Annotated in this window: 8 protein-coding genes; 6 read left to right on the top strand and 2 right to left on the bottom strand. The window is 67.0% G+C overall.

The features are described from left to right. Nucleotides 1–1113 (bottom strand): glycosyltransferase (locus E1261_RS37790; protein WP_132414554.1); only part of this gene is annotated, 1113 nt, incomplete at its 3' end. Next, a complete protein-coding gene (locus E1261_RS37795) occupies nucleotides 1110–3317 on the bottom strand; it encodes a glycoside hydrolase domain-containing protein (protein WP_238176679.1) in 2208 nt (735 codons plus the stop codon). The genes E1261_RS37795 and E1261_RS37790, both read right to left, overlap by 4 nt. Nucleotides 3318–3513: 196 nt before the next feature. Here E1261_RS37795 and E1261_RS37800 point away from each other — a divergent pair, with 196 nt between their 5' ends. From E1261_RS37800 to E1261_RS37825, 6 genes are all read left to right on the top strand, one after another. Beyond that, nucleotides 3514–4485 (top strand): helix-turn-helix domain-containing protein, encoded by a 972-nt coding sequence (locus E1261_RS37800; protein WP_132414555.1) that lies wholly within the window; start codon nucleotides 3514–3516, stop codon nucleotides 4483–4485. Between the two features lie 107 nt (nucleotides 4486–4592). Then, nucleotides 4593–7631: an AfsR/SARP family transcriptional regulator gene (locus E1261_RS37805; RefSeq protein ID WP_202875383.1), complete on the top strand. Its 3039-nt coding sequence runs from the start codon at nucleotides 4593–4595 to the stop codon at nucleotides 7629–7631. Between the two features lie 158 nt (nucleotides 7632–7789). Next, nucleotides 7790–8275, top strand: coding sequence for a M15 family metallopeptidase domain-containing protein (locus tag E1261_RS37810; protein ID WP_238176680.1), 486 nt, complete (start codon nucleotides 7790–7792; stop codon nucleotides 8273–8275). Nucleotides 8276–8310: 35 nt separating this feature from the next. After that, a complete protein-coding gene (locus E1261_RS37815; protein ID WP_132414558.1) occupies nucleotides 8311–9780 on the top strand; it encodes a C40 family peptidase in 1470 nt (489 codons plus the stop codon). Between the two features lie 34 nt (nucleotides 9781–9814). Continuing rightward, a complete protein-coding gene (locus E1261_RS46145) occupies nucleotides 9815–11269 on the top strand; it encodes a PLL family lectin (protein WP_202875384.1) in 1455 nt (484 codons plus the stop codon). A gap of 91 nt (nucleotides 11270–11360) precedes the next feature. Beyond that, nucleotides 11361–11598 (top strand): winged helix-turn-helix domain-containing protein (locus tag E1261_RS37825; RefSeq protein WP_202875385.1); only part of this gene is annotated, 238 nt, incomplete at its 3' end.

Raw genomic sequence — 11598 nt, forward strand, 5'->3', positions numbered from 1 at the left:
GTCTCGGGGTGGGACTAGTTGGGCGGTGTCGCCCACTGCTTCGGGGACGCCGCCGGTGGCGCAGGTGATGATGGGGCCGCCGCCGGCCAGGGCCTTCTCGACCAGGGCGATGCCGAAGGTTTCGACGAACTCTGGTTGCTCGCGGGTCGGCAGGACGAAGGCTGCGCTGCCTGCCATCAGGGCCGGCTTTTCGGCGTCGTCGACGTCGGTCAGGATGTGCACGCGGTCGGCCAGGCCCGCTGCTGTCACCCGCGCCACGACCTCAGCTTCCTGAGGGCCGCGACCGGCCAGGACTAGTTGGACACGCGAGGCTGAGCGGGAGCCGGCGTAGGCGTCGATCAGGTCGTCGACGCCCTTGGCTGAGGCTATGCGGGACAGGAAGAGGATGTAGCCGTCCCGGGGGAGGCCGCGTCGAGCGAGGGTTTCGGTGATCGCGTCGTCGGTGAGGGACAGGTAGGACCAGGAGTCGACGGCGGGGTACGAGATGGCGATACGTTCGCGGCATCGCTGGGCGAACGTCGTACCGTGCATGGCGTCTAGCGTTGCTGCCGACGCGACGATCAGGTCTTTGGTGTACTCGGACACGGCGACGCAGTGGTCGGCCGCGAGATAGACCGACAGGATGTGGGCGGCTGCGCCGAAGCGGCCGGTGTTGACGCACTCGCGTACGACGTTGGTGATGTCGGAGCCGACTGCCTCGGCCACCGTGGTGACCTGGGCGGGGCCGAGGCTGCGCGCCACTTGAACGGCTTCCTGTACGGCGATCGCGTGCGGGCTCAGGTAGAGGGACATTGCGATCGTTGGTACGCCGTCGGTGAAGAGTTCGACCAGCCGACCGATGAGTCCGGACAGGTAGCGGCCGTCGGGGACGCGGTAGTCGCCGACGGGATCGGGGCGCTCGACAGTGATGCCGGAGCTGTAGGGGAGGACGCCGTCGAGTGGTTTCAACGGGAGGCCGGCTGCCTCCAACGCATCGAGCGGCCAAGTGACGATCCGTACGTCGTCGAAGCCCCGGGTGAGCGCCACCTCGGCGAGGCACCGGGCCTCACCGGAGTGCCCGCAGATCACCGGGTCTGCTCGGACAACAATGACCAGACGGCGGATAGGTTTCATGCCTCACCTCCAGAGGTGGATGGTGGCCTGATCCGAGTGCCCCAGCCGGAGGGCTTAGGGCCTAACGAGATGTGCAGGTTGCGGATGTGCCGCAGTTCGCGGCCGGAGAGCCAGGGGCGTTCGAGCGTCTTGCCGTTCACTGCAATGGATTGGACGTAGGAGACGGGTCCACCTGGCTCGACCGGCTCAAAGCCTGTCGTAGTGATCGACAGGTCGCCGCTCGGCAGTTGGATGGTGGACTCCGCCACGGCCGGCGCGCTCACCAGGAACAGGTTCTGCCCAGCCACCGGGAACAGCCCGAGCGTCGCCCAGACGTACCAGGCGGACAGCCCGCCGGAGTCGTCGTTTCCGGGCAGCCCGCCGCGGCCGGTACCGAACTGGTTGGCAACCGCGGCATGCACCACCTCGGCCGTCCGGTCCGGCCGTCCCGCGTAGTGATAGGACCACGGCGCGTCGTAGTCCGGCTCGTTGTTCAATCCCTCGAAGCGGCACAGCTCGTACCCGGCGTCCATCTCCGCCACGCTCGGTGCGACTCCCGGTTGAGTGACCGGTACGGCGTCGTACCCGAAGAACCGGTCGAGCAGGCCCACGAACGCCTCGTCGCCGCCGGCGAGTGCGATCCGGGCGCGCATGTCGTGCAGCAGCCGGAAGGAGTAGTTCCACCGGCCGCCCTCATAGAACGTCGAGTCGCGCAACAGTCCAGTACCTGGGTCGTACGCCGCTCGCCAGCCCTGAGCGTGGTCGCGCATCTGCTGGGCCAGCGGCCGGTCGCGGACCTTCTGCGCGATCGCCGCGGTGCAGTGGTAGGCGTAGGCCAGGTCGAGGGTGTGGCTGATCGGATGCGCGACGCCGTGCACCAGGTAGTCCTCGCCGTACGTGCGACGCAGGTCCATCTCCAGGTGCACCATGGCCCAGTCCCAGTCGATGCCAGGTAGGTCGAGTTGGCACAGGTCGGCCAGGAACGTGTGTGCGAGCGCGCTGCCCTGCCGCGAGAAGCGGTCGGCGCCCTTGGCCATTCGGTAGCCGATCGGCAGGTTGCCCTCCTGCTCGCAGATCGACAGCAGCGAGTTGGCCAGTGCGACCGAACGCTGCGGGAACAGCGTGGTCATCAGCGGCAGCTGGGTGCGGTAGATGTCCCACATCGTGCAGATGTCGAACGCGTACGGTCCCTCGGTCGTCCACGGGCTTTCGTCCGGAGCGAAGCACGGCTTGACCAGCGAGTGGTAGAGCGCGGTGCCGACAATCGTTGCCTGGTCAGCGGAGTCGGTCTTGATCTCGACCTTGCCGAGGTGCTCGCGCCAGGTGGCCGAGGTGCGGTCGCGACGCCGCGCGAAGGTGTTCGGGGTGCGGCCGATGTCGGCGTACAGGTTGTCGCGGGCGGTCTCGCATCCACGCAATGAGAACCCGAGCCGCACCTCGACAGTCTGCTCAGCGCGCGAGGGGCCCATGAACATCAGCCCGAACGGCCGCAGGGTGGTCGGCCGGATGTAGTCGAAGTCGAGGCGGGTGCCGCCGGGCATCAGGCGCCGGTCGTACCAGAGCAGTTGCCGCCAGCCGGGGGCGGCGACCTCGAGGTGTACGGCGAGCGGTACGCCCTCGACGTGGATCTCGCCCTGAGCTACCCCGGGCCCCAGCATCGCCAGGTGCGCCTTCAGCGGGACGGTCTGGCTGTGCGGGATGGCCAGGCCGCCAGTCGAGGCGTCGATGACGATCCGGGCGGCGTCGTTCGCCGGGAAGGTGTACCGGTGGACGGCCGATTTCGGGCCGACCGTCACCTCGCAGCGGATCCCCGAACTCAGCGTCGCCGCGTAGTAGCCCGGCTCGGCTACCTCGTCCAGCAGGTCCCACGTGGTGCCGAGGTCATCGAGCGGGCCGAGCATCGGCGTGACCCGGAAGTAGTTGTAGTACTTGCGGATCGCGCCCGTACCGGACTGCTGGAAGTGGGTGAAACCGGAGGCGACCGGGCGGTCGTACAGCTGGTTGGGCACGCCCTCGGTGTTGAAGTCGTACAACCCGTAGCCGGTCGGGTAAGCCCCGGAGTATGGGCAGGCCGACACCATCCCGAACGGGTGCATGGCGCCCGGGTGGGTGTTACCGACCTGCGGCTTGGGCCACCACCAGGTCCCGGCCAAGCCCTTGGGCGGGGGCAGGTCGGTGGCGCCGGTCCCGATGAACGGGTCAACGTGCTCGTACAGGGGACTCACCGCCTCACGCGGCTGGCAGGGACCCTCAAGGTAAGAAGCGCATGTTTCGGCAGCATGGACCGAAGAAGACGCGCAGGTTACGACCGAGTCGGGCTATTTCAAGGCGGAGACATGGTGCGGCTTGCCAACCGCTCTGGGCGGGGGAATTCTTGGACGACTGGGCGGCGGTTCGATCGGTGATGGGCGGGGGTGCGGCTTGATCGAGACGGTGTTCCGGAGCGATGAACTGCCAGTGGATGCGCGGTTCGAGGCTTGGCGCGAGATGATGCGCAGGACGCACGTGCCGCTGCTGCTGGACAGTGATCGCCCGGCGGAGTTCGTGGCTGAGCAGCGGGTCTTGAGCTTCGGTGCGGGGATGATGCGGGTGGCGACCATGAGCCCTGTTCATTTTCGCCGGACGAGGCGGCTGGTCACGCAGTCGGATCCGGAATGGGTGCATCTGTCCATGGCCCGGAAGGGCCGGCGGTATGTTGCTGTGGGGGAGCAGGCGACCGTTGCTGGTCCCTCTTTGTGGCAGGTTCTGGATACTTCCAGGCCGCTGGAAATTCACACCACCGGTGCAGCCGGGCTGCACGCGATGGTGGGGGTGGACCTTCCGAAGGCGTTGCTGCCGCTGCCTCGGGCCCGGGTCGATCAGCTGGTCGGCCGGTTGTTGCCCGGGCACGAGGGATTCGGCGGTGTACTTCGCGAGACTCTCGGCCACCTGGCTCGTGGTTCGCGGTCCTATGGACCGGCCGATGGTCCGAGGTGGGAGGAGTTGCTGGTCAGCGTCGTGACCTCCTTCTTCGCGCAGAGTCTGGGAGCAGACATGCTCGCGCCTCCGGAGATGCGTCAGCAGGCCGTGGTGTTGAGGATGCGGGAGTTCGTCCAGCAGAATCTGCGTGATCCCGAGCTGAATCCGCGGACCGTCGCCGCTGCGCACCACATCTCGGTCAGCCATCTGCATCGTCTCTTCAAGGACGAGGACGAGACACTGGCCGCCCTGATCCGCAGACTGCGACTCGAGCGTGCCCGCCGGGACCTGGTCGATCCTCTCCTGTCCACTACGCCGGTACACGCCGTCGCGGCGCGGTGGGGCTTTGCCAATGCCGCCCATTTCACCCGGACCTTCCGGGCTGCGTACGGCACGACTCCCTCGGATTGCCGTCAGGGGCGCAGTTGCGAGTAGAGACTCACGAGCAACGGCCGGCGATGGAAAGTCAACGACGGTCTGGCAGTTGCTGAGCCATCTTGGTGTGGCGGTCTCGACTTGGACCGCCGCGAGGTGGGGTGGAGATGAGGTTCCAGCTCCTGGGTCCGGTGGAGGCCTGGATCGGCGATGAGCAGGTGCCACTGGGGGGTGCGAAGCCCAGAGCACTTCTTGCTGCTCTTCTCCTCGATGCCGGGCACGTCGTGCCGATCGAGCGGCTGGCGCGCGCAGTCTGGGACGAGGACCCGCCGGCGTCTTCCCGGGCGCTCGTTCAGACCTATATCTCGGGACTGCGGCGCGGGTTGCGGACACCGGCCGGTGCGGACCTGATTGCCTTCCATCCAGGCGGCTACGCGATCCAGGTCCCGGCAGGAGCACTCGACAGTGCCGAGTTCGAACGGCTGGCCGGCCTGGGGCGGCTGGCCGCCGACGACCTACGGTACGACGAGGCCGTCGATGCGTTCTGTGCCGCCCTCGGCTTGTGGCGCGGACCGGCGTTCGGCGGCATCGGCGAGTCCTTCCTGCGGTCGGAGGCCGCGCAGCTCGAGGAGCTTCGGCTCAGTGTCACGGAGCAGCGCATCAGTTCGGAGCTCGCGCTCGGCCGCCACGAGCAGTTGGTGGGCGAGCTGACGTCGCTGGTCGGTCATCATCCGACCCGCGAGCGCCTCCGCCGCGATCTGATGCTTGCGATGTACCGGCTCGGACGCCAGGCCGACGCCTTGGCCGTCTACCGGGACGGTCGAGCTGTTCTGGTCGACGATCTCGGCATCGAACCTGGTCAGGAACTGCAGTCCGTCCACGACGCGATCCTGCGCTCGGACGACTCCCTGCTCCTGCTGCCGCCACTAGCCAGCAGGGAACCTGTGGCGGATCAGCGGTCCGATGAGCAGCCCCGGCGTACCGTTCCGTCGCAACTTCCCGCGGCACCAGCTGACTTCACCGGCCGTGAAAAGGAGGCCGCCGCGTTGGCGGACGCTCTGTCGGCTGGGGCATCGATGCCGATCGCGGTGGTCTCCGGCCCTGGCGGCAGCGGAAAGTCCGCGTTGGCCATCCACGTCACGCACCGGACCATGGAGCGCTACCCGGACGGTCAGTTCTACGTCGAGCTGCGGGGGACGTCCGAGACTCCGGCCGAGCCGTGGGAAGTGCTCGGGCGGATCCTGCGTCAGCTCGGTGTCGTGCCGGCAGAATCCCTGGAAGAAAGAGTCGCCGACTACCGAAGTCTGCTCGCGGGCCAACGGGTCCTGGTCGTGCTCGACGACGCGAGGGATGAGCAGCAGGTCCGTCACCTGGTACCGGGAAGTGCGGGCTGCGGGCTCCTGATCACCTCACGGAACCGGCTTGTGGCCTTGGCGGGTGCGAGTCTGACAGAGCTCGACGTACTCACCACCGAGGAAGCGCTCGAGCTACTCGCCAAGATCGCTGGGCAAGATCGGGTGGCGGCCGAACCCGAGGCCGCGATGAGCATCGTCGAGAAATGCGACCGGATGCCGCTGGCACTTCGGATCGCCGGCGCCCGGCTGGCATCCAGACGGGCGTGGACGGTGGCGCTACTGGCCGACCGTCTCGACGACGAGCACCGGCGACTCGACGAGCTGGCTATCGGTGACCATGCAGTCAGAGCGACCATCGAGCTGGGCTACGGGCAGTTGGGCGTCCAGAGCAAGCGGGTACTGCGCCTGCTCGGACTGCTCGGCTTGTCCAGCTTCCCCGCCTGGCTGGCGGGCGTGATGATCCAGGTGAGCACCCAGACAGGTGAGCAACTGCTGGAGGGACTGGTCGATGCCCAGCTGCTCCAAACCGAGCAGAGCGACGCGCTCGGCCTCATGCGGTATCGCCTGCACGATCTGGTCCGGCTGTACGCCCGGGAGCGGGCCGAGAGCGACGAGAGTCCTGAGACGCGCGAACAGGCGATCAACGCCGTACTCAGCCGCTGGATCTGGCTGCTGCGGGAAATTACCTCCGCTGCTCCCTCCGGGGCTGTCCACCTGAGAGTCGAGTACTCGCTGGCGGCACCGGCGGATCCGTCGGTGACGCGCCCCGTACTGGCCGATCCGAACGCGTGGTTCGACGTCGAGCAGGACTCCCTCGTGCGGGGTGTCGAACTCGCCTCGGCGCTGGACCTGGACGAGATCGCTGTCCAGCTCGCGTCGGCGCTGTGTGACTCGTTCTTCGTCTCCGACAATCGTTTCGACGCGTGGAGCCGGTCACATACCGCCGCCCTCACGGTCGCGCGGCGCCTCGGCAATGTGTACGGCGAGGCCGTGCTGCTGGCGGAATCAGGGCAACTCAGCTACGAGCAGGACAATTTCGCCCAGGCTCGGGAGTACTTCAGCCAGTCGTTGTCGATGTTCCGGATCGCCAACGACCGTCGAGGTGAGGCGGCGTCGTTGACGGGCCTCGGAATGGCGTGCCGCGAACAGGGCTACCTGCCTGAGTCGTTGCACTTCCTGAACGGCGCCGAGAGGCTGTGGACCGAGCTGGCCGACGACGGCGCAGTAGCGCATGTCAACCGAGTCAGCGGCTCTGTTCACCTGGAGAAGGGTGACTACCAGGCAGCGTGGCAGCAGTTGGCGGACGCGCTCTGGTTCTACCGGAAGATCAACAGCGTCAGAGGCGAGGGAATGACGCTGCGGACGATGGCGCTCTACCACCGCGCCCGGGGCGAGCTGGACCGAGCTGACGAGACAGGCGCACAGGCGCTGGCGATCTTCGAGACGATCGGTGACCGGCTGATGACGGCCTACGCGCTGCAGACCCAGGGAAAGACGTGGCTGCGGATGGGTCGTCATCGGGAGGCACGGCGACCTCTGGAGGAGGCACTTCGGTCCTGCGAGGTCCTGGCCGACAGATTCGGAGTCGCGTTCACGCTGCGCGCGCTCGGCGAGCTCGATCTCGCCGAAGGAGCGCTGCAGGACGCGCGCGCACGACTCGCCGAGGCGATCGCCTTGTACGAGACGCTGGACCTGCCTTTGTGGCGGGCCAGGACTCTGCGCGATCTCGCTGCGGTCCGTGAAGGCCTTGGCGACGCGGATCGCGCGAAGGAGCTGCGAAGCGAGGCCCTCGAGGTGTTCGGCACGTACGGTGCCCGCGAGCACGAGGAATTGTCGGCGACCGGCTTATAGCCAGATTGAAGAAGTTCTGAAGCGGCCGGCCGCAGGCTGCCGGTGCCACTGTCCGCAACGGGTTCCTGCGAGGTCAGCGCATGCCAGAGATCGTCTCGATATCGGATCCCGTGATCACGCAACTGCCTGTCGTGGAGTGCTGGGAACCTCTGATCGACTTGCGCACGCTAGCGGTACTGCGGCTGGACGAGAGACGTGCCGACGCCGAGGGCGCCTACGCCTATCTACGGCGAAGTGTCGCCGACCGGCTGATCGTGGCGCAGACACTGCTGCCCAGAGGGCTGCGGCTGCTGATCGTCGAAGGCTACCGACCCCAAGACTGCCGGCGTATCTGCTTCGACGAGTACTGCGACGCGGTCGCTCCGCACGTCGCCGGCGCAGCGATCGACCTGACGCTGGCCACCATTTCGGGTCAGGAACTCCCACTCGGATCCTTCGGCGTCGACCCCGTCGACGTGTCCGAAGAGGTGTCCCGCAACAGAAACATCCTGAGTGCCGCACTGGGGGCGGTGAACCTCGTCAGCGGCCCCACCGAGTGGTGGCACTGGTCGTTCGGCGACCGCCACTGGGCGTTCACGAGCAACGCCGCTGCCGCCTTCTACGGGCCGATACCGACGCTGGCGGACGGTCTGAAGCTGCACTGAAGCAGGATTGAAGCGGGCGGGACCAATCTCCTCCCATGAACAACTCCGCCACGAACCTCGCACCCATCCGCCGACGTCTGATCAGCTCCGCAGCTGTTGTCACGGCACTTGTCACGACAGCCTTCGCGATGACGCCACTGACGGCCTCCGCCGCGCCCCACCGGGCGGCCCTGAGCACGCCGACCCCGACGCCAGGTGTCGCCGAAGGCGGCATCGGCGTTCTGTACAACTGCGACACCTACGACAGCAACAAGCCGATGACCCGCTCAGCCGCGCTGGTACGTGCCCAGAGCTGGATCGATGCCCGGGTTCCCTACAGCCAGGCCGCCTGCCACACGAACGGCTACGGCAGCTACCGGACGGACTGCTCCGGGTTCGTTTCGATGGCGTGGGGCTTGCTGAGGTCGTACACCACCGCCGAGATGTACATGGTCTCGCACACCATTGCGAGGGCCGACCTCCAGCCCGGCGACGCACTCAACCGCCCCAACGACCATGTCGCCTTGTTCCTCAGATGGGCCGATGCGGCCCGCACCCAACCGGTCGTCCGGGAGCAGGCAGGACCCGACGGTGCGCCGACGAGGGAGGTCACCTGGCCGGCCTCCAAGGCGAACACCTACACACCGATCCGCTACAACAACATCCAGGACGACACCCCGCCCGCGCCGACGACGGGCAGGTTCTGGCACAACGTGCGGTGGTCGGACGGTACCTGGAGTGGCGCGAACGTCGCCGACAACAACACAGGTATCGCCCAGGTCGTCGAGGCAGGCTCACCTGCCGGTGATCTCCACGTAGTCACGCTGTCCGGCGGCAAGGTCCACCACAACGTCCGCTGGGCCAACGGGACGTGGAACGGCGCGAACATCGTTGATGGCAACGGCAATATCAGCCGGGTCGCAGCGGCAACGACCCCCAATGGTGACCTGCATGTGCTGACTGTGGTCGGCGGGAAGCTGTACCACAACGTGCGCTGGGCGGACGGGACCTGGAGTGGTGCCGGGCTGGCCGACAACAGTGGTGCGATCACCGACGTCGCCGCAGCCGACTCACCCGTCGGTGACCTGCACGTCCTCACCGTCGCCGGTGGGAAGACCTATCACAACGTGCGCTGGGCGAACGGAAGCTGGAACGGCGCGAACCTCGCTGACGGAAACGGCAGTATCGCCCGGGTCGCCGCGGCGACGACCCCGAATGGTGATCTGCACGTGCTCACTCAGGCCAGCGGGAAGTTGTATCACAACGCCCGGTGGTCCGACGGAAGCTGGAGTGGTGCCGGGTTGGCCGACAACAGCAGCGGTATCACGGAGATCGCCGCGGCCGGTTCACCTGCCGGAGACCTGCACGTGCTCACAGTCGCAGGTGGCAAGGCCTTCCACAACGTCCGGTGGGCCAACGGGTCCTGGAACGGTGCAAACGTTGCTGATGGCAACGGAGGCATCCTGACCATCGGTGCGGCGACGACTCCGAACGGCGACATGCACCTCGCCACCATCCGTCCCTGAGCTCATCACCACTCCGTCCGAAGAAGGCAAAGAGATGAAGACAATCATCCGGCGCGCCGCCCAACTTGCCGCCACCGCGCTAATCGCCGCCATCACGCTCACCGCTACCGGCGCCGCAGCCGCCCCGCTCTCCTCCGCCCCGCAGAACTTCGATGTGATGTACAACGCCCTGCCCTGCGTAGCCGGGGGACCGGCCCCTGCAGACGCCGCGATGGCGAACACGCTGAACCCGCTTCTGGCCAAGAAGATGCGCGGCCACATGACGCCGTACAACACCTCCTGTGCTCGAGCTGTCGTACAAGCCGTTCAGGAGCGCGGCCTCAACCAGCGTGCTGCGGCCATCGCCATCGCTACTGTCATTGTCGAAACGAGCATCGCGAACCTCGACGGTGGAGACCTGGACTCCGTCGGCCTGTACCAGCAGCGCGCCACCTGGGGTAGCTTCGCGGAGCGCACCAACCCGGTGATCGCGACCGGCAAGTTCCTCGACACGATGGAACGGTTCTATCCGAACGGGTCCTGGAATACCGCGGCCATCGGTGATGTGGCAGCAGACGTTCAGCGGCCGGCGGCGCAGTACCGCTACCGCTACGGGGTCGAAGCCGGAGACGCACAGATCATTGCTGACAAGCTGTGGACCACGCCGGTGCCGACAACGGGCAGGTTCTGGCACAACGTGCGGTGGTCGGACGGTACCTGGAGTGGCGCGAACGTCGCCGACAACAACACCGCTGTCGCCCAGGTGGTCGAAGCCGGCTCGCCGCTCGGCGATCTGCATGTGCTGACTCTTTCGGGTGGCAAGGTCTACCACAATGTCCGCTGGGCCAACGGAACGTGGAACGGCGCGAACATGGTTGACGGCAACGGCAACATCTCGCGAGTCGCGGTCGCGACAACGCCCAACGGTGACTTGCATGTGCTGACTGTGGTCGGCGGGAAGCTGTACCACAACGTGCGCTGGGCGGACGGCAGTTGGAGTGGTGCCGGGCTGGCCGACAACAGTGGCGCGATCTCCGACATCGCGACAGCCGGCTCACCCGTTGGTGACCTGCACGTGCTCACAGTCGCCGGTGGCAAGACGTTCCACAATGTCCGCTGGGCCAATGGAACGTGGAACGGCGCGAACGTTGCAGATGCTAATGGGAGTATCGCGCGGGTCGCCGCGGCGACGACTCCGAACGGTGACCTGCACGTGCTGACGCAGGTCGGCGGGAGGCTGTATCACAACGCGCGATGGTCCGACGGAAGCTGGAGTGGTGCCGGGTTGGCCGACAACAACGGCGCGATTACGGAGATCGCTGCGGCTGGTTCGCCGGCTGGTGATCTACATGTGGTCACGCTGGCCGGTGGCAAGGCATCCCACAACGTCCGCTGGGCCAGTGGTTCGTGGAGCGGCGCCAATGTTGCTGATGGCAATGGAAGCATCCTGATGGTCGGCGCGGCGACGACTCCCAACGGCGACATGCACCTCGCCACCGTCCGTCCCTGAACATTCACCTTCTGCGGCACTGCCGGTGAGCTCGTCGAGCTCACCGGCAGTGCCATGAGGGTCGGTTCGATGGGCGTGGGACCCTGGGTCGGTGGACGATGACGGCCTCGTGGTCTCGGTTCTTGGTTCTGTTCGGTTGCGGTTCGGTGGTGTCGAGGTGGTGGTTGCTCGCCCGTTGGAGCGGGCGCTGCTGGTTCGGCTGGCACTGGCTCGGGGTGCCGTTGTGGTGGATGAGCGGCTGGCGGCGGATCTCTGGGGCGCGGGGGAGGTGCAGCGGGTTGCCGAGCGGTTGCGGGTCGTTGTCTCGCGGCTTCGGGCGGCGCTGGGGG

This window comes from Kribbella albertanoniae (genome assembly GCF_004348455.1).
Classification (GTDB): domain Bacteria; phylum Actinomycetota; class Actinomycetes; order Propionibacteriales; family Kribbellaceae; genus Kribbella; species Kribbella albertanoniae.

Excerpts from the sequence above, each read along its gene's own strand:
- E1261_RS37805 (WP_202875383.1), top strand. The coding sequence starts at position 4,593 with ATGAGGTTCCAGCTCCTGGGTCCGGTGGAGGCCTGGATCGGCGATGAG.
- E1261_RS37815 (WP_132414558.1), top strand. The coding sequence starts at position 8,311 with ATGAACAACTCCGCCACGAACCTCGCACCCATCCGCCGACGTCTGATC.
- E1261_RS46145 (WP_202875384.1), top strand. The coding sequence starts at position 9,815 with ATGAAGACAATCATCCGGCGCGCCGCCCAACTTGCCGCCACCGCGCTA.